The sequence below is a fragment of the Franconibacter helveticus LMG 23732 genome (assembly GCF_000463115.2).
Lineage (GTDB): Bacteria > Pseudomonadota > Gammaproteobacteria > Enterobacterales > Enterobacteriaceae > Franconibacter > Franconibacter helveticus.
Genome location: NZ_AWFX01000024.1, coordinates 40,704 through 67,059, shown reverse-complemented (window position 1 = coordinate 67,059; position 26,356 = coordinate 40,704). Strand labels below are relative to the sequence as shown.

At 57.9% G+C, this 26,356-nt stretch carries 29 protein-coding genes and 1 pseudogene; 9 read left to right on the top strand and 21 right to left on the bottom strand.

Translation table 11 applies throughout. The annotated features are described in order from the left end of the window. Positions 1 to 80 precede the first annotated feature (80 nt). The 9 genes and pseudogenes from DW56_RS06605 to DW56_RS06570 form a co-directional block, all read right to left on the bottom strand. Positions 81 to 419 carry a DUF1493 family protein gene (locus tag DW56_RS06605; protein ID WP_024552875.1) on the bottom strand — a complete coding sequence of 113 codons (339 nt, stop codon included), beginning with the start codon at positions 417 to 419 and terminating at the stop codon, positions 81 to 83. Between the two features lie 193 nt (positions 420 to 612). Then, complete coding sequence (locus DW56_RS06600; protein WP_024552876.1) at positions 613 to 882, bottom strand: hypothetical protein; 270 nt, start codon at positions 880 to 882, stop codon at positions 613 to 615. 74 nt (positions 883 to 956) lie between these two features. Next, positions 957 to 1,322: a DUF2778 domain-containing protein gene (locus DW56_RS21430; RefSeq protein ID WP_199899851.1), complete on the bottom strand. Its 366-nt coding sequence runs from the start codon at positions 1,320 to 1,322 to the stop codon at positions 957 to 959. A 581-nt stretch (positions 1,323 to 1,903) separates the two neighbouring features. Beyond that, entirely contained in the window at positions 1,904 to 2,176 is a 273-nt protein-coding gene (locus DW56_RS06595) for a hypothetical protein (protein WP_024552877.1), read from the bottom strand. Further along, entirely contained in the window at positions 2,160 to 2,708 is a 549-nt protein-coding gene (locus tag DW56_RS21425) for a DUF2778 domain-containing protein (RefSeq protein ID WP_071789759.1), read from the bottom strand. Before DW56_RS21425 ends, DW56_RS06595 begins: the two co-directional genes overlap by 17 nt. 107 nt (positions 2,709 to 2,815) lie before the next feature. Continuing rightward, positions 2,816 to 3,220: pseudogene (locus tag DW56_RS06585) on the bottom strand (4Fe-4S cluster-binding domain-containing protein); the annotation flags it as partial. Then, the gene (cutC, locus tag DW56_RS06580; protein ID WP_024552878.1) at positions 3,183 to 5,558 is read right to left on the bottom strand and encodes a choline trimethylamine-lyase; all 2,376 of its coding nucleotides are present in this window, start codon (positions 5,556 to 5,558) and stop codon (positions 3,183 to 3,185) included. The gene cutC and the pseudogene DW56_RS06585, both read right to left, overlap by 38 nt. 11 nt (positions 5,559 to 5,569) lie before the next feature. Beyond that, the gene (locus DW56_RS06575) at positions 5,570 to 5,899 is read right to left on the bottom strand and encodes a DMT family transporter (RefSeq protein WP_024552879.1); all 330 of its coding nucleotides are present in this window, start codon (positions 5,897 to 5,899) and stop codon (positions 5,570 to 5,572) included. Next, positions 5,896 to 6,243 (bottom strand): DMT family transporter, encoded by a 348-nt coding sequence (locus tag DW56_RS06570; protein WP_024552880.1) that lies wholly within the window; start codon positions 6,241 to 6,243, stop codon positions 5,896 to 5,898. The genes DW56_RS06575 and DW56_RS06570 overlap by 4 nt, the downstream gene beginning before the upstream one ends. Before the next feature lie 433 nt (positions 6,244 to 6,676). Here DW56_RS06570 and DW56_RS06565 point away from each other — a divergent pair, with 433 nt between their 5' ends. Further along, a complete protein-coding gene (locus tag DW56_RS06565) occupies positions 6,677 to 7,129 on the top strand; it encodes an SgcJ/EcaC family oxidoreductase (protein ID WP_024552881.1) in 453 nt (150 codons plus the stop codon). A 360-nt stretch (positions 7,130 to 7,489) separates the two neighbouring features. Then, positions 7,490 to 8,425: a LysR family transcriptional regulator gene (locus tag DW56_RS06560; protein ID WP_024552882.1), complete on the top strand. Its 936-nt coding sequence runs from the start codon at positions 7,490 to 7,492 to the stop codon at positions 8,423 to 8,425. An 87-nt stretch (positions 8,426 to 8,512) separates the two neighbouring features. Here the strand turns inward: DW56_RS06560 and mdcH are convergent, their stop codons facing one another. The 10 genes from mdcH to DW56_RS06510 all read right to left on the bottom strand — a co-directional run bounded on the left by mdcH (position 8,513) and on the right by DW56_RS06510 (position 16,598). Further along, positions 8,513 to 9,412 carry a malonate decarboxylase subunit epsilon gene (gene mdcH, locus DW56_RS06555; protein WP_024551590.1) on the bottom strand — a complete coding sequence of 300 codons (900 nt, stop codon included), beginning with the start codon at positions 9,410 to 9,412 and terminating at the stop codon, positions 8,513 to 8,515. After that, complete coding sequence (locus DW56_RS06550) at positions 9,409 to 10,026, bottom strand: malonate decarboxylase holo-ACP synthase (RefSeq protein WP_024551589.1); 618 nt, start codon at positions 10,024 to 10,026, stop codon at positions 9,409 to 9,411. Before DW56_RS06550 ends, mdcH begins: the two co-directional genes overlap by 4 nt. Positions 10,027 to 10,029: 3 nt before the next feature. Further along, positions 10,030 to 10,989 (bottom strand): AEC family transporter, encoded by a 960-nt coding sequence (locus DW56_RS06545; RefSeq protein ID WP_024551588.1) that lies wholly within the window; start codon positions 10,987 to 10,989, stop codon positions 10,030 to 10,032. Between the two features lie 159 nt (positions 10,990 to 11,148). Then, positions 11,149 to 11,949 (bottom strand): biotin-independent malonate decarboxylase subunit gamma, encoded by an 801-nt coding sequence (gene mdcE / locus DW56_RS06540; RefSeq protein ID WP_024551587.1) that lies wholly within the window; start codon positions 11,947 to 11,949, stop codon positions 11,149 to 11,151. Further along, positions 11,949 to 12,782, bottom strand: coding sequence for a biotin-independent malonate decarboxylase subunit beta (locus DW56_RS06535; RefSeq protein ID WP_024551586.1), 834 nt, complete (start codon positions 12,780 to 12,782; stop codon positions 11,949 to 11,951). Before DW56_RS06535 ends, mdcE begins: the two co-directional genes overlap by 1 nt. After that, entirely contained in the window at positions 12,775 to 13,074 is a 300-nt protein-coding gene (mdcC, locus tag DW56_RS06530; protein ID WP_024551585.1) for a malonate decarboxylase acyl carrier protein, read from the bottom strand. The genes DW56_RS06535 and mdcC overlap by 8 nt, the downstream gene beginning before the upstream one ends. 9 nt (positions 13,075 to 13,083) lie before the next feature. Next, positions 13,084 to 13,944 carry a triphosphoribosyl-dephospho-CoA synthase gene (locus tag DW56_RS06525; protein ID WP_024551584.1) on the bottom strand — a complete coding sequence of 287 codons (861 nt, stop codon included), beginning with the start codon at positions 13,942 to 13,944 and terminating at the stop codon, positions 13,084 to 13,086. Then, a complete protein-coding gene (gene mdcA, locus DW56_RS06520) occupies positions 13,944 to 15,599 on the bottom strand; it encodes a malonate decarboxylase subunit alpha (protein WP_024562052.1) in 1,656 nt (551 codons plus the stop codon). Before mdcA ends, DW56_RS06525 begins: the two co-directional genes overlap by 1 nt. Positions 15,600 to 15,841: 242 nt before the next feature. Continuing rightward, positions 15,842 to 16,087: a hypothetical protein gene (locus DW56_RS06515; protein WP_024554658.1), complete on the bottom strand. Its 246-nt coding sequence runs from the start codon at positions 16,085 to 16,087 to the stop codon at positions 15,842 to 15,844. Between the two features lie 115 nt (positions 16,088 to 16,202). Further along, positions 16,203 to 16,598: a VOC family protein gene (locus DW56_RS06510; protein WP_024554659.1), complete on the bottom strand. Its 396-nt coding sequence runs from the start codon at positions 16,596 to 16,598 to the stop codon at positions 16,203 to 16,205. A 207-nt stretch (positions 16,599 to 16,805) separates the two neighbouring features. Here DW56_RS06510 and DW56_RS06505 point away from each other — a divergent pair, with 207 nt between their 5' ends. After that, entirely contained in the window at positions 16,806 to 17,339 is a 534-nt protein-coding gene (locus tag DW56_RS06505; protein WP_024554660.1) for a VOC family protein, read from the top strand. An 11-nt stretch (positions 17,340 to 17,350) separates the two neighbouring features. Here DW56_RS06505 and DW56_RS06500 read toward each other — a convergent pair whose 3' ends face one another. Next, the gene (locus DW56_RS06500; RefSeq protein WP_024554661.1) at positions 17,351 to 18,424 is read right to left on the bottom strand and encodes a cellulase family glycosylhydrolase; all 1,074 of its coding nucleotides are present in this window, start codon (positions 18,422 to 18,424) and stop codon (positions 17,351 to 17,353) included. A gap of 509 nt (positions 18,425 to 18,933) precedes the next feature. On the opposite strand from DW56_RS06500, the gene DW56_RS06495 reads away from it, so the two are divergent. The 6 genes from DW56_RS06495 to crtB are packed head-to-tail and all read left to right on the top strand — an operon-like array spanning position 18,934 to position 25,796. Further along, positions 18,934 to 19,872: a polyprenyl synthetase family protein gene (locus DW56_RS06495; protein WP_024554662.1), complete on the top strand. Its 939-nt coding sequence runs from the start codon at positions 18,934 to 18,936 to the stop codon at positions 19,870 to 19,872. A 51-nt stretch (positions 19,873 to 19,923) separates the two neighbouring features. Continuing rightward, positions 19,924 to 20,964 (top strand): type 2 isopentenyl-diphosphate Delta-isomerase, encoded by a 1,041-nt coding sequence (gene fni, locus DW56_RS06490; RefSeq protein WP_024554663.1) that lies wholly within the window; start codon positions 19,924 to 19,926, stop codon positions 20,962 to 20,964. After that, positions 20,961 to 22,220, top strand: coding sequence for a glycosyltransferase (locus DW56_RS06485; RefSeq protein ID WP_024554664.1), 1,260 nt, complete (start codon positions 20,961 to 20,963; stop codon positions 22,218 to 22,220). Before fni ends, DW56_RS06485 begins: the two co-directional genes overlap by 4 nt. Next, entirely contained in the window at positions 22,217 to 23,383 is a 1,167-nt protein-coding gene (gene crtY / locus DW56_RS06480; protein ID WP_024554665.1) for a lycopene beta-cyclase CrtY, read from the top strand. Before DW56_RS06485 ends, crtY begins: the two co-directional genes overlap by 4 nt. A gap of 8 nt (positions 23,384 to 23,391) precedes the next feature. Then, positions 23,392 to 24,873, top strand: a complete 1,482-nt coding sequence (locus DW56_RS06475) for a phytoene desaturase (RefSeq protein WP_029589749.1) — start codon at positions 23,392 to 23,394, stop codon at positions 24,871 to 24,873. Then, entirely contained in the window at positions 24,870 to 25,796 is a 927-nt protein-coding gene (crtB, locus tag DW56_RS06470) for a 15-cis-phytoene synthase CrtB (protein ID WP_029589748.1), read from the top strand. Before DW56_RS06475 ends, crtB begins: the two co-directional genes overlap by 4 nt. On the opposite strand, the gene DW56_RS06465 is transcribed toward crtB, so the two are convergent. Beyond that, positions 25,702 to 26,268: a sterol desaturase family protein gene (locus tag DW56_RS06465; RefSeq protein ID WP_024562341.1), complete on the bottom strand. Its 567-nt coding sequence runs from the start codon at positions 26,266 to 26,268 to the stop codon at positions 25,702 to 25,704. The two genes, crtB and DW56_RS06465, sit on opposite strands and share 95 nt — an antisense overlap. Positions 26,269 to 26,356 lie beyond the last annotated feature (88 nt).

Sequence of the window (26,356 nt, the reverse complement as noted above, 5' to 3'; positions counted from 1 at the left end):
TTTTTGTTTTTCAGATGTGGAGTGGCGACAAAATGGCTCCAGAGGCTCAGGGTTGCCATTAATCATTGCGCGCGGCTCGCTTAGTTTCGCAGGTGGGACTCATCAAACAACCATTTTCCGGCGCGTGCAGACTCGATATACATTGCTATGGTCAATGCTTTTTGATCTTCACTTTGCGGCTTACGGGAAAGGAGAGATCTCGTTTTCCAGGGATAGTAATGACTTAAAGAAAAGCGGGCTGGCTCAATATCAAAGTGACTGAAAAATTTCTCTGTCATTTCAGCTATATCATCAGCCTCGAAAAACTCTTGCAGCGTAGCGCTATCATCAATCTCAACTTTTCTGAACAGTGTTGTCACTAAAGGTAATGCGTTCTTAATAAATTGTCTGACCAGATCATCAAATGAGAGATTCGTCATTATTTACCTTCAGACACTGAACAAACTCAACGCGTCTAATGCAAATCATCGTGACTAGCCGATGAATTGTATTAGATGCTGCATCTGGCGTTCAAACATTCTCATCACCCTTACAGCTCGGCGTAACTGGAATATATAAACCCATCCCGGAATAGAAAAAGCAGCGCGCCGATTGGAACGCATACTAAAGCGTTCAACGCGACGCTTTTCCATACTTTTTATCAATCAGTGCTGATAAACCGAACACTAATAATAGTGACAACAGAAAGCTTATGACGAGCATAACAGCATAAATTAATGGCGCCCTTCCGCTAAAGCCATAATATTGCAACACCTTAAGCAATGGCTCAAAAAACGCCCAACCGTTTCCCCAGACAAACCACCAGGTAACTAAATCACTGCTGCCTGTAAAAGCATAAATCGGAAAGGTCAGGAGCAGAGCGGCTAAGATCTTTTTTATCACTTTACATATACCTTACCATAGTAATAGAGCGGGGAACCTGGCACCTTCTCCATCTTCTGTGATTTGAGAAATGTTCAAAGCCGATGATACTGAATTACATCGGGTAAAGTAATACACCCTTCGCTAACTCCAAACCGTCCTGTAGGATGTAATCGAAATTGGCCGCGCTGTACCCCATTGATAAACGTAACGTCATCTATCACACCGTCATTACGGTAGAGCGCAAACCATCCAGCCCGATGGGTACCCGCCAGGGTATCCTGCATAAAATCACGCATTTTTCCTAAGCGTCCACCGCTTTCCCTGTCAATGATATAATACTCTCCGCCGGGTAGCGGGCCATCAAAGGGCACAGGGGTAGAGTTCGGTTGATTACGATCCCGCGCGTTACCCGAAAAAGCAAAAAAGTTACCGAGACCGTGGCAAACCAGATTCGACATAGGCTTCCCGTTTAAATAAAAATAACATTGCGCCGTCATACTATTCATTTCCCTTGAATTAAGAATAACATCTCATCTATTCTTGATGTTATTTATGTAGTTGAACAAGAAAGATCGCTCGTCTGGCATGCGAATAAGCCGTCGTGGTTGCCGCGACGAGCTTTAATCTTATAATTTTGAAGCCCCCCTTTCTCACCACGCCGAATTAACAAAGCATATAATTCCCGTGCTGCGCCAAAATAAAAACAGGAGGGATTTTTTAAACAAAGAATAATCAAATTACCTGCATAAACTGCCAGCCTCGCTATACCCAGGCAATATCCGAAAAACGGCCCCAACCTCTTTTACTATTACAGTGATACCACAGTACAATTAACCGCTTAAAAACTACCATACCGAAAGCAGCGCAACCATTACTCAGCAAAAAATCGGAATCAATATAAAGCCATACCGTTACGTGACCCTTTATTAATCTCATCCTCTCCGTTACAACAACTTTTAACTTTATAAAAAGAACCGGGCATCAGGTTCGATTTCGCCCCTATCTACTTTCCCTTTTATTAAAATGGGTGAAAAAAACGTTAAGTATTACGCAATAGCCAAACTATCTTTTCCCCCAGAAATACGGCCACAGCCGCCGCCAACGCATTAAATACGATGTACATAGTGAAATAGTTATCCTCTACGCGATCGGGGTAAGGCTCCGGTTTCTCAGTCGGGATGTAATTCATCAGGTTCGTGACGGTAAATTTCAGACTTTCGGCCAGCGGGTTGAATACTCCTGAAATCATCAGCGCAAACGTGATAGCCAGAAATATCAGCAGCCGGATCGACCATTTAGCTGGACGTGGCATCACAACTCCCAGACGTATTACCAATCACCGTTACGTCACCATAAGCCCACAGCTTATCTCCCTGTAAAATGCGATGACGGTGGGCTTTTAGCAGCGCAGATCGCACCATGTAAAAGTCACGGGACAGAAAAAAGGTTATACACCCCTCACTGATTCCCGATCCGTCTGGGCGAGGTGGATGCAAACGGAAATGACCGCGCTGATAATGATGACGCGCATCGACGTCAAAGTTCATGTAGTCATCTACGAGCCCATCCTTTCTGAACAGCGCAAACCAATCGTAATAATTATTACCTGTGAATGCGTGTTTAAACCAGGTTTGAGTATGGGAGTAAAAACCACCTTCCGGACGGTCAACTATCCAGTAGCTACCCGGGGGAACGGTCGCATTCGTCATGTAAGAACATTCTGGCTTGTTTACCAGAGCGCCCAACCCGGAGAAAACCGGAAACGAACCAACGCCGCCCACATCCAAACGGGCCACGCGGCCTTCGTCGTAGAGATGATTAAAATCGACTCTGCAACTAATCATTAAGCCACCACTCGCTGATTCCATGAGTCTGTATATGAAATATTCCCGTCAAGATAAAGCCAGGTGATGCTTTCATACGCCAGCGAAACTGATTCAGTAGGGTTGTTGGCTACATTTTTAACCACTGACCAGGGCGCAAAACCGGCCGTTTCAATCGCCGTGTGAATGCCCTCCGCGCTCAGCGACTCAAGTAAGGCGCGGGCGAACGGCGCCTGCAACATTACCTCGCCCCCGCTCAGGGTCACTCCGCCGCCCGACACCAGGTAATAAGGCACATCCCGCGCCACCTCCTTGCGCACCGCGTCGAGGGTTATCGCGCTTTGCGTCGATGCGCCGCGCGCCTGCGCCCAGCTTTCCGGGTTACAACACCATGCGCAACGCATATGGCAGCCCTGGAAAAAAACCACGCTTCGGATGCCCGGGCCGTCGTGAAGCGAAAACCGCTGGATATTAAACACGTTGCCTTTGGGCGCTTCAGGTGATGTTTTGCACAGTCCGGCTGATAATTTCATCCTGTACCTCCCGGCTGAGTTCAGTGAAAAAGGCGCTATAGCCCGCAACGCGAATCATTAAATTTTTATATTTTTCAGGTTCTTTTTGCGCACGCTTCAGCTCTTCGTTATCCACGTAGCTAAACTGCATCTGCGCATTACCCAGCATGCTGGCGGTACGCAAAAGATGGATGATATGCGCGGCGCCTTCTTCGCTCTCCAGCATGCCATGCATCAGCTTCAGGTTATGCACCATGCCTATTTCCATCTCTTCGACGTTGATTCGGCTGACGGAGTTAATGACCGCCGTCGGGCCTTTGAGATCCGTTTGCTGAGCGGGGCTTATCCCGTCGGCAAGCGGTTTTCCCGCCAGCCGCCCTGAAGGCAGCGCGCCCGTTATCAGGCCAAAAGGCGTATTGTTGGAAATAGAGAGCGTGCCGTGGGTAAAACGCCCATACAGCATCCGGTAACGCCGATGCTCCTGCTCGGTGAAGTGGATAATATCTCTGGCAATTTCATCCACCTCGGTAATGTCATTGCCATATTTCGGCGCCTCAAGGCAGGCGTGATGCAATGCTTCATAGCCAACAAAATTGGCCTTTAACGCCTGGATAAGTTCCGCCAGCCCTGCGAACCGTTGTTCATAAACAACTTTTTTTACCGCCATTAGTGAGTTGGCCAGATCGGCAAGCCCTGTCCAGATCAAACCCGGCCCGTTGTTGAGCCAGGCCCCGCCGGCTGTCACGTCGGCGCCCTTTTCCATGCACCCTTCAATCAGGCTTGAAATTAACGGTTTAGGCGCATATTGCCGGTGCAAATCCTGTACAATCAGCGTGGCCTGCGCGGCTTTGGCGGTGATAGCGGCGAGCTGTTGTTTCACGGCCCGTTCAAACTTAACAAAGCTGTTTAGCTCCTCCGCCGTTCCCGTCTGCGGCCCCAGCCGCCGGCCGCTTTCGCTGAAGCCATTATTCAGTGCCAGTTCAAGCGCGCGGGTAAAGGTGGTGTAACCCACCGAAGTCCACTGGTACATCTTCCCGGATTTTTGCGGCTCCACGCAGCCCATCAGGCAGTAATCGCGGGCATCGTCATAATCGAACCCTTTACGCAGCATCATTTTGATATGCGCATCGTCGAAATGGCACGCCGGAAAGCCCGTACCGCTGCGGATCACCTCGACAATCTGGCGCAAATAGTAATAGGGCGATTGATTATGGATACGGGCGGCAAGGCTTGGCTGGTAGATTTTCAGTCTGGAAACGCAGTCCATTATCATCAGCGTTAATGGATTGGTGGCATCACCCCCTTCCCGTTTTTGCCCGCCCACCACGATATTGATAAAGGGCTGGTAGCCGGCAAAATAGGTCGCCGTGGAGGCGCTGCAAATCCATAAGCTTTCCGCGAGCTTAATCATCCAGCAGCTAAGCAACTCTTCCGCCTGGGCTGGCGTAATGCGGTTACACGCCATGTCGCGCTCAAGGTAAGGCCATAAATACTGATCAACGCGCCCGGGCGAAATGCCGGTCTGGTTTTCTTCCAGGCAAAACAGCGACTGAACAAACCACAGCGACTGCAACGCCTCATGGAACGTTTCGGGTGGAAACTCCGGCACCCGGTAACAAATCTGCGAAAGCTGCATCAGTTCAGCTTTGCGCCGGGGATCGTTCTCCTTAAGCGCCAGGCTCGCTGCGTAGTCGCCGTAGCGGTGCGCGTAGCGGATCACCGCATCGCAGGTGTGCTGTATGCCTTTATAAAAATGGTATTGCCGGATGTCCTCTTCCCGGGTCAGCTCCAGGCGCTCCATGGCGTCCAGCGCACGCTGGCGGATACCGCCCATTCCTTCACGTAGCAAAAATTGATCGTAGCCCGGGCAGGAATCGCCGCCGCCATTTTGCGTTTTAATGGTGACGTCGCAAACCCCTTCATCGTGGCACCATTCCCACAGGCCCGCCGCACGCAGGCGCGTTTCCGCCATTTCATCGAGCGAGCGCCCGCGCCAGAAAGGAAAAACGACTTCCTTTAAAATCCGCTTCGACTCATCGCTTATCTGGTAAGGATCCTGCGGGCGCGTACTGAGGCTATCCAGCTCCTCCTCCACCCATCGCCAGCTAATTTCAGGGGAAACTTCGCCGCCCCTGGCGCCGCCAGCGGGATGGCTGATAATCAGTTCATCGTCGCCAATCCATAGCGGCGCGGTTTCGCATGCCCGCAAAAAAGCCAGCGCCCGTAGGGTGTTGATTTCAAGCCCCGGATTCTCTTCATAAACTTGTGTAACGGCCTGCGCCCTTGAGACCGAAATAAACGGCTTAGCGCGAAAGTAGTTATTACGTAATTTTTCAATACGAGGAGAAAATGTGTTCATTGCTTCACTCCTTATGCAAAACCCATTAACAGAGTTCCCGTGACAATTAAACCGATGCCGGTTTTTTCAAAGAGCGTAACTTTTTGCCCATACCAGGCAGCGCCCACCACCGTGATAAACACCACGCCCATACCGCACCAGAAGGAATAGGCCACGCCCGGGATCATTAACTGCATCGCCTGTGATAAAGAATAAAAACAGGCGAAATAGCCGAGGGCGCAAAAGGCTGTCGGAAGAAAGCGGCGAAAATGCCGCGTTTGCGGCAGCATAGAGGTAGCAAACACCTCCGATAAAATAGAGATAAATAGCCACATCATGCTCATAAAAATCATCTGAATCATAATTGCCTGACCACTTTTCTGTCATTAATATGCGAAACGACAACGCCTGCCACAATAAACCACATGCCCATAAACCGACCGCCGGTAATGGGCGTATGAAAAGCGAAAATGCCGATAAGATTAATCGCGACAATGCCGACGCCTGACCATATTGCATAAGCCACGCCCATTTTTATTGTGCGAAAGACATACGTCATAATGTAAAAGCAAATAGCGTACCCGAGAACGGACAATACCGAAGGTAACACTTTGCTAAAGCCGTTTGATAAAACAAGCATTGTCGTTGCAAATATTTCAAACAGGATTGCGACGACAAGCTTCTTGTATCCGTTATTTAAGATCATAGGAAACCTGTAAGCCTCGTTAAGTCATAAAACCAGCGCCAGCGGGAGCCTGCAAGGGGTAACGCCTGCTCGTTTTCTCAGGCCCTATTCAAGCAGAACCGCCTGTGCATCAGAAGTTAAAATTAATACGGCGTAGATATATAGTTTTTTATTTTGCTTAAATTACATATGAAGCATTAACCACCACAAGGAGTTGGTCGCCAGATTTGGGTTGCATCGTGGACGAAGTAAATTAAGGCGCGAAGAGTTAATGAATGGTCGGCATCAGGGCCATTGCCATTTATTAAAAAATAAGAGGCTGAACAGCAGCGAGAAATGTCCGCAGACGTTTTTAAAGAAAATAATCTCCCTGTAATGAATTGTAAGGGGTGTTGTTTCAATAATAAATTAAAAGGATAGTAGCGCCACCAAAACCACATAAAGAGAATGGATTATGAAAAAGCTATTAAGCGTCGCCGCACTGTTAACTTTCACCGTATCCACCGCGTTTGCCGCCACAAATAAAGAGTGCGTAAAAGTTGATAACGCGCAAATTGAAGCGCTGTTTGATAAATGGAACGCCTCATTACAAACGGGTGACGCTCATAAAGTTTCGGAAAACTATTTGGGCGATGCGGTTTTATTACCGACCGTCTCTAACCAGGTACGCCTTACTGATGAAGAACGCGTCGATTATTTCAAAACTTTCCTGGAGAAAAAACCCGTCGGGAAAATTAACAGCCGAACCATTCGCCTGGGCTGCAATAAAGCCATTGATACCGGCACCTATACATTTACCTTCGCAGATAACACCCACGTTACGGCGCGCTATACATTTACCTGGGCCTGGAATGGCAAAGAGTGGAAAATTTCTTCTCATCACTCATCGGCCATGCCGGAAGGGTAAATTAACCCGGGCGAAAAAGATCCCGGCCTGAAATAACGCCGTTATTATTCGCCGACGCGTAACCCACCCTAATAAAAAGCCCGCCTGTTGCGGGCTTTTTTATGCAGGCGGATCCCGGTTGCCGAAAATGCGGGTAACGCTTACCGTGTCGTTTTGCCGCCGCTTTCCGTGAGTGATGTTGCGACGTGCTGGATGAAAGAGCGCTCATCGTGCTGCCTTACGACCGCGTTCAGATTGAACTCAACGCCGCTGCGCAAAGCGGGTCATCACCTCCCGCTTTCTGACGCCTGCAACGCCCCATTACCCACATCGCCCCGCCAGCGGTTACACTTACCCTCCCCCTTTCTACGCAGGCCCGGCATGAAATTAGATATCGACGACGACATCACCTTTCGCAAGCTCTCCATCTTTATGGCGTTTATGGAGAAGGGAAATATCGCCCGCACCGCAGAAGCGCTGGAGATCAGCGCCGTCAGCGTGCACCGCGCGCTGCACAGCCTGGAAGAAGGGGTGCGTTGCCCGCTGTTCGTCCATAAAGGGCGCAACCTGGTGGCGCTGCCCGCCGCCGAAACGCTGCTGGAATATTGCCAGGAAGCTATCGGGCTGCTGGCGAAAGGCATTGATGAAACGCGTCGCGCCGCAGGCGTCGGCCAGGGGCGACTGCGGGTCGGCACGCTCTATTCGCTCACGCTCGAAACGGTGCCAAGGCTGATTATGGGGATGAAGTTGCGCCGCCCGGATCTGGAGCTGGATCTCACCATGGGTTCAAACCAGGTGCTGCTTAATATGCTGGAAGATAATGTGCTGGACGCGATTTTGATTTCCGTCTCGGAAGCGCAAATCGACCGCAAACTGCTGGAGGTGATGCCGCTGTTCCACGACGATATTTACCTTGCGGCGCCAGCCGCGGAAGCGCTGGATAGCAGCCACGAAGCGGATCTGCGCCACTACAAAGACCGGAAATTCGTCTCGCTGGCGGAAGGGTTCGCCACTTACGCCGGGTTCCAGGAGGCGTTTCACGTGGCGGGGTTCGAGCCGGATATCGTCACCCGCGTCAACGATATTTTCTCCATGCTGAGCCTGGTGCAGGCGGGCGTCGGCTTTTCGCTGGTGCCGGGACGCATGAAAAAGCTCTATGAGAAAGACTTACAGCTGGTGAAGCTGGCGGAACCTTACCAGATGCGCCAGCAGATCGCGCTGGTCTTCGCCCGCAGCCGCGAGCGGGACCCTAACCTGCTGGCGCTGGCGGCGGAAGGCCGCATGTACGCATTAAGCCTGCATGGCAAAAGTGAATAATACCGCCGGCAGGCTTCGCCAGCGCCACGCCGCTGCGTTCTGGAGAAATGCGCTTGCTTTCCCGGCCTTCCCGGCCAGGCAGAAACGTTAATAATGCAGCTTACCCGCGAGATGCTTTGCCACCGCCACGCCGCTGCGCTCAAGGGAGATGCTCTCGCCTTCCCAGCCCGCCTGGCGGGTTAAGCAGGTAAGCACGCCGCCGGGCGGCATTTCGATCGCCAGCCTGCCTTCGCGCTCGCGCGCGGCAATCATCGCCTCCTGCCAGCGCACCGTGCGCGCCATGTTGAAAGCGAGGTCATCAGCGATGCGCTCCGGCTGCCACAACACCCGGGCGGTGCTGCCGCTCAGGTAAGCGCACTGCGGTCGGCGTAACGTAACCTCTGAAAACGCCTGTGCCAGCTTGCGCGCCGGTTCATCCAGCAACGCGCAGTGCGAAGGCACGCTCACCGCCAGCCGGTTCACTTTGGTGGCGCCCAGCGCCAGCGCCGCTTCACCCACCGCCGCCATCTGGTCATCACGCCCGGCAATCACAATCTGCGTCTCGGCGTTAAGGTTTGCGATATACGCGCCGTGCGCCGCAGTCAGTTTTTCCACCTGGTCGAGGCGCAGGCCGATGATCGCCGTCAGGCCGTAGCCTTCCGGGTAGGCCTGCTCCATCAGGACGCCGCGCAGCGCCACCAGTGTTAAGGCATCGCGAAAGTCGAGCGCCCCGGCAATGACGGCCGCCGGGTAAGCGCCAATGGACAACCCGCTGACGATATCCGGCTTCACCCCCTGCGCTATCAGCGACCGGGCGGCGGCGACGCCCGCAATCAGCAGCGCCAGCTGCACCGCCCTTGTGTGGCGCAGCGCCTGCGGCGTGTCGAGCGTTGCCAGCTCGTCGCCTAAAACCTCGCGCGCCTCGCGCTGCGTCTCGTCATCCGCCAGGTGTTGCAGCATGCCGGGGCGCTGCGTCCCCTGTCCGGGAAAGGTAAAAACAATCTTCATGCATCCTCCCTGCGCCAGGGGTCGCTCACAAGCTGCGGTCCCTGGTTGGTTTTTAACAGCGCGCGCCCGTCACGCAGCCACTCGCCGAGCGAGAACGCGCCGAGCGACGTCTCCACCTGGGTATCGGCGCGGCACGGCAGCTGTGCGACCAGGCGCTGCCATTCAGCGAACGCAGCAGGCGCAACGGGCGCGGGCGCGCGGATTGTCAGGTCGAGATCGCTTGCCGCATGCAGCACCGGCACCTCGGTCGCCAGCGCGTAGCCAGTGGAGCCGGTAATGCCCCACGCCCACGGCCAGCGCCGTTGGGCAAGCTGAATGGCGGCCTGCACCGGCTGTTGAGAGACAAACGGCGAGCGCAGAAGCCATTGCAGGTCGGCCAGCGACTCGGGCGTGACCACGCGCACAACCGCCTGCGGCGCCACCCAGCCTGCGGCGCGCTGCTCGCGCTTCATGCCGCGCACGCCGACCGGAATAAGCCCCTCCCTGCTCACGTCACGCCGCACCACAACCGGCAACCCGCTGCGCCACTGGTCATTCACCCAGGGTTCGTTAATGCCCTCAAGGGCTTCGCGGCGGCTAATCCAGAGTAAGTCGTGCGGGCGCGGCGTGGTCATGGCTCAGAGTCCTTGCGTTAAGGTGATGAAAAGCGGCAGCGAAAGTATGCTCAGCACGGAGCTTAGCAGCAGCACCGCTTCCGCATCCGGCGACTGTACGCCGAAACGGTTGCCGAACACCACGCCGAAGAAGCCCGCCGCCAGCGCAATCATCAGAATGGCGGTGATAGCCACCGGGCCGCTCAGGCCAAGCGCCAGCACAATACCCCAGGCGATAAACGGCTGAATAAGCAGTTTGGTGATCGTCGCGAGGCTCACCATCGCGTTAATTTTCAGCTTACGGGCGGAAAGAATAACACCGGTCAGGAACAGCGCGGCAGCGGTGGCGGCAAGGCCGAGCGGCTTGATAGCGGCCAGCGCCAGGTCTGGCATTTTAATGCAGATGGCAGAGAGCACCACGCCGAGCAGCGGGCCCCAGACAATCGGTTTTTTCACCGAGCGCCACATCAGCACCGGCAGCATGGCAAGCGTCGAACCGCTGTTCTCGCCGCTGGCGCGCGCTTTTTCGCGCTCAAGGATAAGCAGGCAGAACGGGGTCATCAGCACCGAGCCGCAGGCGATGGAAACCGCCACGGAAAGCGACGTGGACGACCCTTCTCCCAGCACGCTGCCAAGAATAGGCAGCCCGAGCGCGGCGTAGTTCGGCAGCGCCACGGTCAGCGTCAGTACAGCGGCGTCCTGGGGCGATTTTTTAAACGGGCCGACGGCCAGGAAGTAAATAGCGGCGTAGGTTATCCACATCGCCAGCACCAGCACCACAATCAGTGGCGTTTGTGCGACGATGCCCGCCCACGGCGTCTGCACGGTGGCGCTAAACAGCGCGGCGGGCAGCGCGAAATCCATCACAAAGATATTGAGTAAGGAAACGTTTTGGTTATCCACCATTTTTGCTTTGCCGGCCCAGAAACCGAGCAGCATGATGACAAAAATAGGTGCAAGAGCATGAACAATCACGTAAGTCATAAAATCACCTGTAATGAAAGAATAATCAGCACTGGTGCGATGGTTTGCTCTGCCGCGTGCGTCGCCCGTGGCGAGCTTTATAGTTTTTTCAGATGCGGCGGGCCGGTGGGCGTATCGCTACGCCCACGCGTGCCGCTATCCGGCAGGTCTTACTTTTATTTACCAGCTGGCGCGAAGACGTTCGCGAACCAGTTGAGAACTACGGCGGTTTTCCGCGTCAGGACGACCTTTCCGGCTCGGATCCTGGCGTGCGTCGTGAATGGCCCGTTGCAGGGTGCTGTTTACCTGCGCCAGATCGTCTGAAGTGGGGGCGTCCGGGTTGCTGATATCCAGCAGGTCGGAAAGCAGCCCCAGGGTGGCGTAGTTCGCCACGTCATACGCCATCGGCGGAATGGTGGCCGCCAGTTTTTCCAGCGCGTCGACGGTGCGAAGCGTAATGCGCGCGGCGGATTCTTTCCCCATCGCATGCACCATCACCCCTTTATCGTTAAAGGCGATGAGCTTGTTGGCCTGGTAGCCGTGGGCAAGAAACGCCCCGGACATCGCCTTGCCGACGATAAGCCCAATCACCGGGTGCCCTGCAAGGCGCGCCCTGGCATAAGCCCCTGCCGCGCCCGCCAGCGCCTGGTGAATACCGAACGCCTCTTCGCGGCGGCCATAGGCCTGGCTTGGCACGTCAATGACCGCGATGATTGGGCGCTTCACGCTGTTATCCGCGTCCGCTTTAATGGTTTCGCTGACCACTTTCGCCAGCGTCCACCCTTCCAGCAGCCCTACCTCGCCTTTCGCGGCGCGCGGGTAGTGGTTGTTGGCATCCGGCACCACGGCGATAAAACGCGCCGGCTCGCCGTTAAAATCGGCGTCCGCTACCTGCACGGAGGGGCAAAGGCCTTCCAGACGAACCGCGTTGGGCGCGAGTTTTTCAAGCCATAAGGCGCCCCGGCTTACTGCGTTAGTCATTATTTTTCCTCCCGGGCAAAAAGCTGTTTGATCTGCTCTGCGTCCGCCTGTTTCGAGGTATCGAAACGGCTCAGGCGGGCCAGGAAATCGTCATATTTATCGCTGCGGTGCTGTTCCGGCACGCCTCTGGCAATGGCGTCGTTCATGGCGGCTTTCACCGCGTTCACGCCATCGCCTACCAGCGCATCCACCAGCCCGCTCTGGTAGCGGGTCTCGCCGCCGGTCATGCTCCAGATAAACGGACGGTCGCGGGAGTCGTACTCTTCCACGCCCGCTTCCTGCTCAATAACCTGCGGACCGTTAAGGCCAAGGCGCGCCTCGCGGGTGACGATAAGATAGCTGCACAGCGCGGCGGCAATAGACATCCCGCCGAAGCAGCCCACGGTACCGGCGATGATCCCCACGACCGGGGTATAGCGGCGCAGGTCGACGATAGCCGCGTGAATATCCGCGATCGCCGCAAGGCCAAGGTTGGCCTCCTGCAAACGCACGCCGCCGGTTTCTAAGCAGAGCACCGCCTGGGTGGGGATGCCGTTGCGGTTATCTTCCGCCGCCAGCTCAAGCGCTGCGGCCATTTTCGCGCCGGAAACTTCCCCCATGCTGCCGCCCTGGAAGGTGCCTTCGATGGCGATAACTACCGCAGGCTGGCCGTTGATAGTGCCTTTCGCCACCACCATGCCGTCGTCAGCCTGCGGCACAATGCCCTGCTTACCAAGCCACGGCGACATCACCTGCTCAAACGGGTCGAGCAGTTCACGGAAGCTGCCTTCATCCAGCAGCGCTTTGGCGCGGTCACGCGCCCGGAGTTCGATAAAGCTGCGATCGTTACGCATGGTTCGCCTCCTCAAAAACTTGTTCGATGCGAATGCGGGCCACGCCCGGCGTCGCGCCGAAATCGTGGATAATCAGCTTGCCCGCGGGCAGCCCGTTCAGCAGGCTTAAGCGTTCAAAGAGCGCGTTCCAGCGCGCGGTGCTGTTATCCACGGAGGTGGTGATCTCAACATTGAGCGCCTGTTCGCTGTCTGCGGTGAAAAGCACTTCCATATCACCGGACCCGACAACCCCCGCCAGCGCTCTGCCGCTCAGCGTGCGGCTTGCGGGGAATGACAATGTAATCTGTTCCATAACACCCTCTTAATCGGTTATTCGGGATAGCGCGCCCACGCGGTCGAGATAGAGCGTGGCGGCGAGCAGGTCGGCGGCGCCGCCCGGCGAGGCGTTGAGCGCCAACATGTCGCTGTCCAGTCTTGCCAGCTCGCGGCGGCCCTCTGCGGTGGCGACGCCGCCTGCGGCCAGCACGGCGCGGGCGCCGCGCTGCATGGCGTAGTGGCCGGTCAACCCGGCGCGGTTCAGCACGCAGGTGTCGCTAAGCGACGTCATGATGGCCATTAACGCGTCCAGCCGGGCGTCGTTCTCGGCGGCGCCCCGGCGGCGGCTTTCATGCAGCTGCGGCAACGCCAGGTTCATCACATGCGGAAATCCCTGCTGCGCCTCTTCGCGCGCGCCCGGCACCTGATAACGGCGCGTGGCGCGTAGCCCCTTGCTGAAGCCTTTGGGCGCAGCGTGGTCCGGCAGGCTGGCGAGCCGCGCGGCGGCCAGGGCGATAGCGTCGGCATCTGCCGCGCCGCCCAGCATCGCCGTCGCGCTCACTAACAGCCCCAGCGCCCAGATAGCGCCGCGGTGCGTGTTCACGCCGCCGGTTGCCGCCATCATCTGCGCTTCGCCTTCGCGACCAAGACGCCCTACGGTTTCACGCAGCGCGATATCTGCCGGACGCTGCCAGCTTTGCTGCGCCAGCGCGTGAAAGGTGGGCGTCAGGCTGTGGGCCGACCGCTCCATCAGCGCAAGCGTCAGGTCGTGGTGCGCGCCGCTTCCCCGACAGTCCACCAGACCCGGCTTCGGGGTGAGCCTCGCTTCATCAATCAGGCAGGCGGTGGCGATATTCGCCAGCGCGTCGGCGGCGCCTTCAGCGTGAGTCAGTGGCTGTCTGTTCATTACCAGCTCCGGAATTTAGCAGGTGGGTTGTAAAGCCCGCCGGACCATTCCACCAGGTCGGCGACGCTGCTGGCGGCCAGCAGCGAGCGGGTGGCGTCGGCGCGGCGAATCCCCATATCTTCCGGGTAAACCACTTTGCCGCTCTTACGCAGTTCGGCGACGCGCGCCGCATCCACGCCAAGGCCGATATCGGTAATGCCCGCTACCGCCGCCACCATCGCCCGGCGTTCTTCCAGGCTTTCGGCGCGGTAGAGGTAGGCGATGCCCTCTTCGGTGAGCACATGGGTCACGTCATCGCCATAAATCATTACCGGCGCCAGCGGCATGCCGGAGGCTTTCGCCACGTCCACGGCGTCGAGTTTTTCCACGAAGGTCGGTTTCACGCCGGCCTGGAAGGTTTCGACCATCTGCACCACCAGCTTTTTACCGCGCTGCATCGGGTCCGGCTCGGTGATCATGTTGAGCCAGGCCGGGGTGGCGTGGCGGCGGCCGTGCGGATCGTGGCCCATGTTCGGCGCGCCGCCGAAGCCGGAAAGACGACCGCGGGTAACGGTAGAGGAGTTAGCGTAGCCATCTACCTGAAGCGTCGAGCCGATAAACATATCCACCGCATACTGGCCTGCCAGCTGGCAGAAGGCGCGGTTAGAGCGCATGGAGCCGTCGGCGCCGGTAAAGAAGATGTCCGGGCGGGCGCGGATGTACTCTTCCATGCCCAGCTCGCCGCCGAAGCAGTGCACGCTTTCCACCCAGCCGCTTTCAATCGCCGGGATCAGCGTCGGATGCGGGTTTAAGGTCCAGTGCTTACAGATTTTGCCTTTCAGGCCGAGCTGTTCGCCGTAAGTCGGCAGCAGCAGTTCAATGGCGGCGGTGTTAAAGCCGATGCCGTGGTTAAGCGACTGCACCTGGTGTTCGGCGTAAATGCCTTTGATAGCCATCATCGCCATCAGGATGTGTTCTTGCTTAATCAGGCGCGGGTCGCGGGTAAACAGCGGTTCGATAAAGAACGGTTTGTCCGCCACCACCACGTAGTCAATCCAGGAGCCGGGGATATCCACGCGCGGCAGGTCGCACTCGTCATCAACCAGTTCGTTAACCTGGGCGATAACGATGCCGTCGTGAAACGCGGCGGCTTCCACCAGCGCCGGGGTATCTTCGGTACTCGGCCCGGTGTAGAGGTTACCTTTGCGGTCCGCTTTGTAACCGGCAATCAATGCCACGTTTGGCGCCAGGTCAACATAGAGGCGCGAGTAAAGTTCGATGTAGGTATGGATGGCGCCGATTTCCAGCAGGCCATCTTCCAGCAGTTGCGAAATGCGTAAGCTCTGGGTGCCGGAGAACGAGAAGTCGAGTTTGCGGGCGATGCCTTTTTCGAAAATATCAAGATGCTCGCTGCGCCCTACGCTCGGCATGATCATATGCAGGTCGTGCACTTTTTCCGGGTTTACTTCGGCGAGCATGCGGGAGAGAAAATCCGCTTGTTTCTGGTTGTTGCCCTCAAGCACGACCCGGTCGCCGGGCGCGATCAGTTTTTCCAGCATATCGGCAAGCGCTTCGGTTGGAAGCACCTTGCCCTGCACGGGAACAGAAGCCAGTCGCCGCTGTTTCTCCGTGCGGCGCGTGTTCCAGACACGCGCTGGCGTTTGGTTAGCTGTCATTATTTACCTCCAGGGATAGCGAATCTTTATGATTTGCTTAACGCTGAACAAAGTCTGCGCGCTGGCGGTAAATCCATCAATTAAGTTAGCAGGCGAATCATTACTCTCAGAGTAACAATTAAAGTTGTAATGTTTGCGCCGGATCGTATTTCTCTTTCCAGTAACCTGTTAAGCGACTGATTTTGGCAGCAAAGCGGTTTATTTATTAATGCGCCTGACGCTGGCTGGCGGCGCGCCGGGTTTTAACGACGTGAAGCGTTATACCATTGCGTAAACATATAAACCGTCAGGCAAGCGAGCCCGGCTGAAAAGAGCACCATAAACGTCAGCAAAGAGATCATTAAATCGAACGTCTGGCCGAAGCTGGCCAAAAAGCCCAGCAGCAGCAGATAAACAGGCGGAATAAAATGAAACATCAGCCAGGGAATAAGAACGCTGAAAATCATTACGGTGACCAAATAAAGTAACCGGAGGTGGGTTTTGCGCATGGCTAACCGCCTTTTATTTTCTCGTGCAGCAATAAGCTTGCAGGCGTCAGTACGCTAACGCCCTTCCGCTGACTTTCTACCTGAGTTAATAAAATAAAGAAATAAAAACGTCTGCTTATATTTGCGGCCAGCGCTGGTTTTGAATAACCAGCCGGTAGCCGTCAGGGTCGACAAAGGTTTTCCCGTTTTTATCCCAGTACGGATTGAAAGCGGAAACAGCCCGAAAGCCGCTCTCTTCAAGCTCTGTGCAAACCTGTCGCCACTGCGCGGCGTCCGGGTAATAGAGCACCAGTAAATCTTCTTCTGTCGGCGCGGGCTTAACAGGATGATGCAGGCAGGCGGTCAATTCTATATGCCACGGCAGCCCGGCATGCCCCATCATAATGCCGCTAAAGCCATCGTGGTCGGTAAAGGCCCCGAGGCGCTCAAAACCCAGCCCGCGGGCATAGAGCTGAAAAGTGGTTTCCGGGCTGGCGACCGGTCTGGCAATACGCATATGCATGAAGCGCATTAATAACTCCTGTCATGAAATAATGGCGATAAAACTATACCCTTCCCGCCTTGCGGCATTTGTCCGCCAGAGCTTTTAAACGTTAAAAAGCAGGGGCGTTTATTCATTAAAAGAGTTATTAATATCGCGCCGTCATTATTTCCTGCCGCTCATATCCTTTACGCCTTCAACTACACTTTTTCATTTTGTTAAGCAGAGGAGAACGGCATGACCATTCGCGGCGTGGAACATATTGGATTAACGGTGCCCGATATTAACCAGGCGGAGCAGTTTTTTATTAACGCCCTGGAGGCGAGCGTGCTTTATCGCATCGTGCCGGATAACGATCCGCAGAAATCCATCGCCGGCGACGGGCTAACGACCATTAACGGTTTTCCTGCCGATATGCGCATTACCGGTTTAACCATGCTGCGCCTGAAAAACGGCTGCAACATTGAGCTATTCCAGGTGCTGCCCGCCGCCACGGTGAAATCAAACTCCATCGGTCACGAAGGCATCAGCCACTTCTCGGTTTATGTGGATGACATTTACGCAGCGGCGCAGAAGCTGCGTCAGCATGGCGCGCAACTCTTCGACGGGCCGAACGACTGCTTCGCCCAGGAAGAGGGCCAGGGCAACCAGACCTGGTTTTGCCGTACGCCCTTTGGCGTGCTGATCGAGTTAATTACGCTGCCTTCAGAGATTCAGTATGACCAGGGCGCCACGCAAAAACGCTGGCTCCCGGCGCGTAACGGCGAATAAAAAGCGCGGCGTTACCCGCTCTCTTGCGCCAGCTGTTTTATCAGCGCCGTTTCCGTTTCATCAAAGGCGACGCCGGTTTCGTCCAGCAGGTCATGGAACCAGCCGGGCGACGCGCCGCTGTCGATGCCGGTAAACCCAGGCCAGGGCAGCCAGGTCTGGGTGCGCCCTTTCACCAGCCCCCACTGCCAGCAACCGATGCCCTGCGCCTTGAACAGCGGCAGCTGTTCATGCATCACCGACGCCGCGTGCCGCGCCATCCATTCGGTGCAGAGTAGCGGGCGCTTAAACTGCCGCAGGTACGCAATCGCCTGATGAAGCTGCGCCAGCGGCACGTAAGCGTGGAAAGAAATAATGTCGGAGAGCGCCAGCGCCCGCTGGTCCGTGGGGTGCGAGTAAACCGGCGCGATCGGATCCTGCCCGGCGAGAATATGCCATGCGCCCACCGTTAACGGCTGTTCAGGGTCCATTTCCCGCGCCCAGCGGAACGCCTGCACCATCAGGCGATGGCTGCGTTTTTCCAGGGCGGGGTCGAAGGCGCTACGCCCGGCGGGGGTAAAAATCATGCGGTTGGTGGGCTCGTTATAAAGATCCCAGATGATGATGGTTTTATCGTGGGCGAAATGGCCGACGATGTCTTTAACATAGCGCTCAACCGGCCCCCACAGCGCCGGGCGCATGACGATATTGCGCCCCGGGCTCGCCGCCGCCTGGCTGTTATGCACGCCCGGCACGGGCAGTTTTTGCTGGCCCAGAAAAGGCGGTTCGCCAGAGAAGCCGCAGTCGTCCATCAGCGTTAACATCACGCGAATGTCGTTCTGCCGGCATATTGCCAGGAACTGCTCAATGCGGCGAATAAGCCCGTCGCGGTCATGCTCCCAGACGATAAAAGGCAGGTTGGTGCGCAGGCTGTTAAAGCCGATGGCTTTGGCCCACTGCAATTCCTGCGCGATGCAGGCGGCATCGAACGTCTCCTGCTGCCACATTTCGGTCCAGTTAACCGCCGTGCGCGGCAGGTAATTGAACCCGCGCAGCCAGCCTTGCTGCGCATGCCATTGCCAGGCTTTTTCTGTCGACCATTTACGCATAATACCGGCCTCCTGACGAAAGACCTTATTAGCTACTTTATCTCATACTGGATAAACCACCAGTATTTAGAGTGATAAAGTCGATCCGCCGCACATAATTTCAGCTAAAATATTTGTTATAAATTTCAATTAGTTATCAACAGAAAAAGCGCTTCATCAGAACGCGATAAACGCGCCGTAAGCGGTTAACTTTAAAGGCTTTTGAAAAGGGCGAGCTCTTGTAGCGCCAGGATGAAATGCGCTGTGTCGCCGTGAGGTAATCAACTGAAAAGTAAGCAGTACTCATTTTCTGACCGCCGTTCGGCGACAGCGTTTAATGCTTTCAACCGTTAACACAGCGCTTTCATTCAAATTCAGCGCGGCGTATAGCCCTACAACAAGAGGGAGTTTCTTATTTAAGTTCAGCGGCTTTGGGCTGTAAAGTTATCCAGGAAAATGGAAATTGTACAAGCTTGCGACTACGTTTATGGACATAACCACAGCCATGCCTCAGTTCAGGAAACGCGATGATGACAGGCACCGCCGACGAAGCCTTACGCCATGACTGCGAACTGCAAAGTATGCGCAAAAACATTGAACACCGACTCGATTCGCTGTTGCCGCAGACGGAAGAAAGCGATCTGGTCACGCAGGCGATGCGCGATGCCACGCTGGCGCCGGGTAAACGCATCCGCCCGCTGTTGATGCTGCTGACGGCGCGCGATTTAGGCTGCGAGCCTTCTCATCCCGGCCTGCTCGACCTCGCCTGCGCGGTGGAGATGATCCACGCCGCCTCCCTCACCCTTGACGATATTCCCTGCATGGACAACGCCGCTATGCGGCGCGGGCTTCCCACTATTCACCGCAAGTTCGGTGAAAACGTCGCCATCCTCGCGGCGGTGGCGCTGCTGAGCAAGGCGTTTGGCGTAGTCTCGGCCGCGGAAGGGTTAACGGATGCGGGGCGCGCCATAGCGGTCGGCGAGCTGTCCGCCGCGGTGGGCACCCAGGGGCTGGTGAAAGGGCAATATCAGGATCTGCGCGAAGGCTGCGAGCCGCGCAGCACCGAGGCGATTCATACCACTAACGATTTAAAAACCGGCGTGCTGTTCAGCGCTTCGCTGCAAATGGCGGCTATCGCAGCGAACGCCTCCGGCGCGGCGCGCGCGCGGCTGCGCAGCTTCGCGCTCGATTTCGGCCAGGCTTTTCAATTGCTTGACGATCTCATCGACGGCCTCGCCACCACCGGCAAGGACATCAATAAAGATGCCGGTAAATCCACGCTGGTCGCGGCGCTTGGCAACGAGCGCGTCCACCAGCGGTTGCAGGAACACTTATTGCGCGCCGACGAGCACCTGGCGGTGGTGTGCAGCCACGGCGGCGCCACCCGGCAGTTTATGCATAGCTGGTTTAACCAACAGCTGGCGGTTCACCCTGCGTTTATGACGGCTCCCCCGCTCTGTCAGCGGTAAAACAGTTCCGCTCAGCCAGCATAATCACGACGTTACCCTACCGGAGCAGTCATGAAGGAAGAACTCATCCAACGCAAGAACGATCATCTGGATATCGTTCTTGACCCTGCGCGGGCCACCAATAAAGTGACTACCGGCTTTGAGCGCTGGCGTTTTGAGCATTGCGCGCTGCCGGAACTCGACCTCGACAGTATCAATCTGGAGACGTTGCTGTTCGGCAAAAAGCTCAAGGCGCCGGTGTTGATTAGCTCCATGACCGGCGGCGCGCAGCGGGCGCAGCATATTAACCAACATCTGGCCCAGGCGGCGCAGACGCTGGGGCTGGCGATGGGCGTGGGTTCACAGCGCGTGGCGCTGGAGGCGGAAAATGATTTCGGCCTGACGGGCGAGCTGCGCCGTATCGCGCCGGATATTCCGCTGCTGGCGAACCTTGGCGCGGCGCAGATAGCCGGGCCGGGCGGCGCGGATTACGCGCGCCGGGCTGTGGAAATGATTCAAGCGGACGCGCTGATTATCCACCTCAATCCGCTTCAGGAAGCGCTGCAAAACCGGGGCGATCGCGACTGGCGCGGCGTGCTGGCGGCTATTCGCCGCACGGTGGAAGCGCTCAGCGTGCCGGTGGTGGTGAAAGAGGTCGGCGCCGGGCTGTCGTTGCCGGTGGCGAAACAGCTGGTAGAAGCGGGCGTGGCGATGCTGGATGTCGCAGGCGCAGGCGGCACCAGCTGGGCCGCCGTCGAAGGCGAACGCGCCGCCACGTCGCGCCAGCGGGCCGTCGCTATGGCGTTTGCCGACTGGGGCATTCCCACCGCCCGGGCATTGCGCGATTTGCACGACGGGCTGCCAGGCACGCCGCTTATCGCATCCGGCGGTATTAACAATGGCATTGACGCCGCCAAAGCGCTGCGCCTTGGCGCGCATCTGGTCGGCCAGGCGGCGGCGGTGCTCGGCAGCGCCAACACCTCGCAGGAGGCGGTTATCGACCACTTCGCGGTGCTGATTGAACAGCTGCGGGTGGCCTGTTTCTGCACCGGCAGCGCGGATCTGGTGGCCCTGCGCGCTGCGCCGCTGATTGCCGTCTCGCAGGAAGCATGAGCCACTACGCCGTTATCGCCCCGCCTTTTTACAGCCACGTCAAGGCGCTGGAAGCGCTGGCCGCCGAGCTTGCCGGGCGCGGCCACCGCATAACCTTTATTCAACAGGCGGAAGCCAGACCGCTGCTGGGCGACCCCCGGCTTGCCTTTCACGCCGTTGGCGAAGAGACCCACGGCACGGGCAGCCTGCCGCAAACGCTGCGTCTGCTGGCGCGTCCTGACGGGCTTTCGCTGTTCCGTCTTATCGATAATCTGGCGGGCATTACCGATATGCTCTGTCGCGAGCTGCCGGGCGCGTTGAAAACGCTGGAGGTGGACGGCCTGATTGTCGACCAGATGGAACCCGCGGGCGCGCTGGCGGCAGAGGCCGCGGGGCTGCCTTTTATCTCGGTCGCCTGCGCCCTGCCGGTGAACCGTGAAGCGGGGCTGCCGCTGCCGGTAATGCCCTTCGACTATGCGACCAACGAGCGGGCGCTGCGCATCTACCAGGCGAGCGAGCGCGTCCACGACTGGATGATGCGCCGCCAGAATGCGGTGCTGGCGCGCCATGCCGCCGCTTACGGTCTGACGCCGCGCCGCGGGCTGCATGAATGGCTTTCGCCGCTTACGCAAATCAGCCAGACGCTGCCCTCGCTCGATTTTCCCCGCTACCGCCTGCCGGAATCGTTTCACCCGGTAGGGCCGCTGCGCCCGCCTGTCGCTGCCGGGGAGCCGGAGGCGCGCCTGCGCGACGCGCCGCTTATCTTCGCCTCGCTCGGCACATTGCAGGGCCACCGTTTCGGGCTGTTTAAGAAGATAACCCGCGCCTGTCGGCGCATCGGCGCAGAGCTTGTGATAGCGCACTGCGGCGGGCTGACCGTTTCTCAGGAAGAGAAGCTGCGCGCCCTTGGCGCAAGCCAGGTGGCGGATTTTGTCGACCAGCCCGCGATGATTCGCAAGGCGCAGGCCGTCATTACGCATGGCGGATTTAATACCGTGCTGGACGCCGTCGTCGGCGACACGCCTGTCCTCGCCCTGCCGATAGCCTTCGACCAGCCCGGCGTGGCGGCGCGGGTCGTCTACAGCGGCATTGGCGAGCGCGTTTCGCGTTTCGCCACCAGCCGCACCCTGGCCCGGCAACTGCAAAAGGTGCTGACGAAGCCGCACTATCGCGAGCGCCTGACTGAAGTGCGGGCCGATCTCAAACGCGCAGGCGGCGTGACGCTCGCCGCCACGCTCGCGGAACAGGCGCTGGACAGCGCGCAGGAGAGGCGATGAAACCGCAATGGGATCTGATTCTGGTGGGAGCGGGGCTGGCGAACGGGCTGATAGCCTGGCGCCTGCGCCATCGACAGCCGCACCTGAAGGTGTTGCTGCTGGAAGCGGGGCCGCAGCCGGGCGGCAACCACACCTGGTCTTTCCACGAGCCGGACCTGACGCCAGAGCAGCTTGCCTGGCTTTCGCCGCTGGTGGCGCACCGCTGGCACGGTTATGACGTGCGTTTTCCCAACCGGGAGCGCACCCTGCCGGGCGGCTATCTGAGCCTTACCTCAGCCTGTTTCAGCGCTATGCTTCGCCAGAAGCTCGGCGAAACGCTGCGCTGCAACGCGCCGGTGAGCCAGTTGGCGCCCGGCGAAGTGACGCTGGAAAACGGCGAGCGGCTCACCGCCCGCGCGGTGATTGACGGCCGCGGGCCGAACACAGACGAGCATGTCGTCTCCGGCTTTCAGGCGTTTATCGGCCAGCAGTGGCAACTTTCGCAGCCCCACGGCCTTACGCGCCCTATCCTGATGGACGCGACGGTCGACCAGCAGCAGGGCTATCGCTTTGTTTACACCCTGCCGCTTTCGCCCGACACGCTGTTGATTGAAGATACTTATTACACCGACCACCCGGAAATAAACCAGCCGCAGGTGCGGGCCAATATCCATGACTATGCCGCCGCCCAGGGCTGGCGACTGGCCAGCCTGCAACGGGAAGAGCACGGCTGCCTGCCCATTACGCTTGCCGGCGATGTTCGCGCATTCTGGCGCAGCAAGGCGGGGCAGCCTGCAAGCGGCCTGCGCGCCGGGCTGTTTCACGCCACCACCGGCTACTCGCTGCCACACGCGGTGCGCCTTGCCGACCTTATCGCCTGGCAAACCGATTTTTCGCATTCGCATCTGTACGCGCTTATCGCCAGCCATGCGCAAAAAACATGGCGGCAGCAGCGTTTCTTCCGCCTGCTTAACCGCATGCTGTTTCTTGCCGGGCGGCCTGATGCGCGCTGGCGGGTTATGGAGCGCTTTTACGGGCTGAACGCCGGGCTGATTGCCCGCTTTTACGCCGGACGGCTTACGCCTGCCGATATCGCCCGCATTCTGAGCGGCAAGCCGCCAGTGCCTGTCGGCGAGGCGATGCTTGCCATACTTAAACAGCCGCTGCGGCAACGAGGACGATGAAAACGACCATGGAAAAGACAATTGTGATCGGCGCCGGTTTCGGCGGCCTGGCGTTAGCCATTCGGCTACAGGCGGCGGGCGTTCCTGTGCTGCTGCTGGAGCAGCGCGATAAACCCGGCGGGCGCGCCTACGTCTACGAAGACCAGGGTTTTACATTCGACGCCGGGCCGACGGTTATCACCGACCCGAGCGCCATCGAAGAGCTTTTCACGCTGGCGGGCAAAAACATGGCGGATTACGTAGAGCTGCTGCCCGTTACGCCGTTTTATCGCCTCTGCTGGGAATCGGGCAAGGTGCTGGATTACGACAACGACCAGCAGAAGCTTGAAGCGCAGATTGCGCGCTTCAACCCAAAAGATGTGGAAGGTTATCGCCAGTTTCTCGCCTATTCGCAGGCGGTGTTTAAAGAAGGCTATCTGAAGCTTGGCACGGTGCCGTTTCTTTCGTTTCGCGACATGATGAAGGCAGGCCCGCAGCTGGCGCGCCTGCAAGCCTGGCGCAGCGTTTACGGCGTGGTGTCGAAATTTATCGAAGATGATTATCTGCGCCAGGCGTTCTCATTTCATTCGCTGCTGGTGGGCGGCAACCCGTTCGCCACCTCGTCTATTTACACGCTTATCCATGCGCTGGAGCGGGAATGGGGGGTCTGGTTCGCCCGCGGCGGCACCGGCGCGCTGGTGCAGGGGCTGGTGCGGCTGTTTGAAGATCTCGGCGGCAAAATTGAACTGAACGCCCGGGTAAAACGCATCGAGGCCGCCGGCGCGCGCGTGACCGGCGTAACGCTGGAAGATGGCCGCACCTTTCCGGCCTGCGCCGTTGCCTCCAATGCCGATGTCGTTAACACCTACCAGAAGCTGCTCGGCCACCATCCCGCCGGGGCGCAGCGTTCAGGCAAACTTAAGCGCAAGCGGATGAGCAACTCGCTGTTTGTGCTCTACTTTGGTCTGAATAAACAGCACACGCAGCTTGCGCACCACACCGTCTGCTTCGGCCCACGTTACAGGGAACTGATTCACGACATTTTTAACGGCGACCAGCTTGCCGACGACTTCTCGCTCTATCTGCACGCCCCCTGCGTGACCGACCCTTCACTTGCGCCGCCCGGCTGTGGAAGCTATTACGTGCTGGCGCCGGTGCCGCACCTGGGCCGCGCCGATATCGACTGGACGGTGGAAGGCCCGCGTCTGCGCGATCGCATTTTCGATTACCTGGAGCAGCGCTACATGCCGGGCCTGCGCGACCAGCTGGTAACGCAGCGCATCTTCACGCCGTTTGATTTTCGCGACCAGCTCGACGCCCACCTCGGCTCCGCCTTTTCCATCGAGCCGCTGCTGACCCAGAGCGCCTGGTTTCGCCCGCACAAACGCGACGAACATTTCGCCAACCTTTACCTTGTCGGCGCAGGCACCCATCCGGGCGCGGGCGTGCCGGGGGTGATTGGCTCGGCGAAAGCCACCGCCGGGCTGATGCTGGAGACGCTCACGACATGAACCAACCGCTGTTAAACCACGCCACGCAGACCATGGCGGCAGGCTCGAAAAGCTTTAATACGGCGGCGAAGCTGTTTGACGCCGAAACGCGGCGCAGCGTGCTGATGCTCTACACCTGGTGTCGCCACTGCGACGATGTAATAGATGACCAGACGCTGGGGTTTGCCGCCGGGACCCGCGCCGAAACGGGTACTGAACAGCGGCTGGCGGAGCTTCAGGCGCTCACCCGGCGCGCTTACCGTGGCGAGCCGATGAGCGACCCGGCCTTCGCCGCCTTTCAGGAAGTGGCGCTCGCCCATGCCATTCCCGAGCGCCAGGCGCTGGACCATATCGAAGGCTTCGCCATGGACGTGCGCGGCGAACATTACGAGACGATTGAAGACACGCTGCGCTACTGCTACCACGTGGCGGGGGTGGTGGGGCTAATGATGGCGCGGGTGATGGGGGCGCGCGACGAGGCGGCGCTGAACCAGGCCTGCGATCTGGGGCTGGCGTTTCAGCTCACCAACATTGCGCGCGATATCGTGGAAGACGCGCACAACGGGCGCTGTTATCTGCCCGCCCGCTGGCTGCATGAAGCGGGGCTGTCGCCGGAAAACTTCGCCGCGCCGCACAACCGCGAGCGGCTTGCCGGCGTGGCCCGCCGTCTGGTGAACGAGGCGGAGCCTTATTATCGCTCGGCAAAAAGCGGCCTCGGCGCGCTGCCGTTGCGATCGGCCTGGGCCATCGCCACCGCCCGCAGCGTTTATCGCGAAATTGGCTTTAACGTGGTAAAAGCCGGGCCGCAGGCGTGGGATCGGCGCCAGAGCACCAGCAAAGCCCAAAAGCTTACTCTGCTGGCGTCGTCGGCCGGTCTTGCGCTGGGCTCGCGCTTTTCGCGGCGGGCTCCCCGCCCTGCCGGGCTGTGGCGGCGTCCGCTTTAGGCTTGCGTCCGTGGCGGCGGCGCAGCTCCGCTTTAAGCGCTTCCGGCTTCGCCGCATAAAGAAAACCGAAAGAGACGCACCCTTCTTTGCCGTTCACCGCATGATGCAGGCGGTGCGCCTGGTAAAGCCGCTTGAGGTAGCCGCGGCGCGGAATGTAATTAAACGGCCAGCGGCGATGCACCAACCCGTCGTGAACAAGGAAATAGAACACCCCATAGAGCGTCATGCCCGCGCCAATCCACTCTAATGGCCACCAGCCCGCCGTGCCCAGCGCGATTAACGCAATAGCAAGCAGCGCGAACACCACGGCATAGAGATCGTTAACCTCAAACCAGCCGTGACGCGGCTCGTGGTGCGAGCGATGCCAGCCCCATCCCCAGCCGTGCATAATGTATTTATGGGCAAGCGTCGCGATTGCTTCCATCAGGCAAAACGTCGCAATGACGATAAGCGTATTCCACAGCACCAGCATACTTTCTCCCGTTCAGTGCGAAGCTATCCCAGCATGGAGGGTAGTTCATCCCGTCAATTAAGCCACTTTTCCGCGCCGCGTGTATAAG

Excerpts from the sequence above, each read along its gene's own strand:
- DW56_RS06605 (WP_024552875.1), bottom strand. The coding sequence starts at position 419 with ATGACGAATCTCTCATTTGATGATCTGGTCAGACAATTTATTAAGAAC.
- DW56_RS21430 (WP_199899851.1), bottom strand. The coding sequence starts at position 1,322 with ATGTCGAATCTGGTTTGCCACGGTCTCGGTAACTTTTTTGCTTTTTCG.
- DW56_RS06595 (WP_024552877.1), bottom strand. The coding sequence starts at position 2,176 with ATGCCACGTCCAGCTAAATGGTCGATCCGGCTGCTGATATTTCTGGCT.
- DW56_RS21425 (WP_071789759.1), bottom strand. The coding sequence starts at position 2,708 with ATGATTAGTTGCAGAGTCGATTTTAATCATCTCTACGACGAAGGCCGC.
- cutC (WP_024552878.1), bottom strand. The coding sequence starts at position 5,558 with ATGAACACATTTTCTCCTCGTATTGAAAAATTACGTAATAACTACTTT.
- DW56_RS06575 (WP_024552879.1), bottom strand. The coding sequence starts at position 5,899 with ATGATTCAGATGATTTTTATGAGCATGATGTGGCTATTTATCTCTATT.
- DW56_RS06570 (WP_024552880.1), bottom strand. The coding sequence starts at position 6,243 with ATGATCTTAAATAACGGATACAAGAAGCTTGTCGTCGCAATCCTGTTT.
- DW56_RS06565 (WP_024552881.1), top strand. The coding sequence starts at position 6,677 with ATGAAAAAGCTATTAAGCGTCGCCGCACTGTTAACTTTCACCGTATCC.
- DW56_RS06560 (WP_024552882.1), top strand. The coding sequence starts at position 7,490 with ATGAAATTAGATATCGACGACGACATCACCTTTCGCAAGCTCTCCATC.
- mdcH (WP_024551590.1), bottom strand. The coding sequence starts at position 9,412 with ATGAAGATTGTTTTTACCTTTCCCGGACAGGGGACGCAGCGCCCCGGC.
- DW56_RS06550 (WP_024551589.1), bottom strand. The coding sequence starts at position 10,026 with ATGACCACGCCGCGCCCGCACGACTTACTCTGGATTAGCCGCCGCGAA.
- DW56_RS06545 (WP_024551588.1), bottom strand. The coding sequence starts at position 10,989 with ATGACTTACGTGATTGTTCATGCTCTTGCACCTATTTTTGTCATCATG.
- mdcE (WP_024551587.1), bottom strand. The coding sequence starts at position 11,949 with ATGACTAACGCAGTAAGCCGGGGCGCCTTATGGCTTGAAAAACTCGCG.
- DW56_RS06535 (WP_024551586.1), bottom strand. The coding sequence starts at position 12,782 with ATGCGTAACGATCGCAGCTTTATCGAACTCCGGGCGCGTGACCGCGCC.
- mdcC (WP_024551585.1), bottom strand. The coding sequence starts at position 13,074 with ATGGAACAGATTACATTGTCATTCCCCGCAAGCCGCACGCTGAGCGGC.
- DW56_RS06525 (WP_024551584.1), bottom strand. The coding sequence starts at position 13,944 with ATGAACAGACAGCCACTGACTCACGCTGAAGGCGCCGCCGACGCGCTG.
- mdcA (WP_024562052.1), bottom strand. The coding sequence starts at position 15,599 with ATGACAGCTAACCAAACGCCAGCGCGTGTCTGGAACACGCGCCGCACG.
- DW56_RS06515 (WP_024554658.1), bottom strand. The coding sequence starts at position 16,087 with ATGCGCAAAACCCACCTCCGGTTACTTTATTTGGTCACCGTAATGATT.
- DW56_RS06510 (WP_024554659.1), bottom strand. The coding sequence starts at position 16,598 with ATGCGCTTCATGCATATGCGTATTGCCAGACCGGTCGCCAGCCCGGAA.
- DW56_RS06505 (WP_024554660.1), top strand. The coding sequence starts at position 16,806 with ATGACCATTCGCGGCGTGGAACATATTGGATTAACGGTGCCCGATATT.
- DW56_RS06500 (WP_024554661.1), bottom strand. The coding sequence starts at position 18,424 with ATGCGTAAATGGTCGACAGAAAAAGCCTGGCAATGGCATGCGCAGCAA.
- DW56_RS06495 (WP_024554662.1), top strand. The coding sequence starts at position 18,934 with ATGACAGGCACCGCCGACGAAGCCTTACGCCATGACTGCGAACTGCAA.
- fni (WP_024554663.1), top strand. The coding sequence starts at position 19,924 with ATGAAGGAAGAACTCATCCAACGCAAGAACGATCATCTGGATATCGTT.
- DW56_RS06485 (WP_024554664.1), top strand. The coding sequence starts at position 20,961 with ATGAGCCACTACGCCGTTATCGCCCCGCCTTTTTACAGCCACGTCAAG.
- crtY (WP_024554665.1), top strand. The coding sequence starts at position 22,217 with ATGAAACCGCAATGGGATCTGATTCTGGTGGGAGCGGGGCTGGCGAAC.
- DW56_RS06475 (WP_029589749.1), top strand. The coding sequence starts at position 23,392 with ATGGAAAAGACAATTGTGATCGGCGCCGGTTTCGGCGGCCTGGCGTTA.
- crtB (WP_029589748.1), top strand. The coding sequence starts at position 24,870 with ATGAACCAACCGCTGTTAAACCACGCCACGCAGACCATGGCGGCAGGC.
- DW56_RS06465 (WP_024562341.1), bottom strand. The coding sequence starts at position 26,268 with ATGCTGGTGCTGTGGAATACGCTTATCGTCATTGCGACGTTTTGCCTG.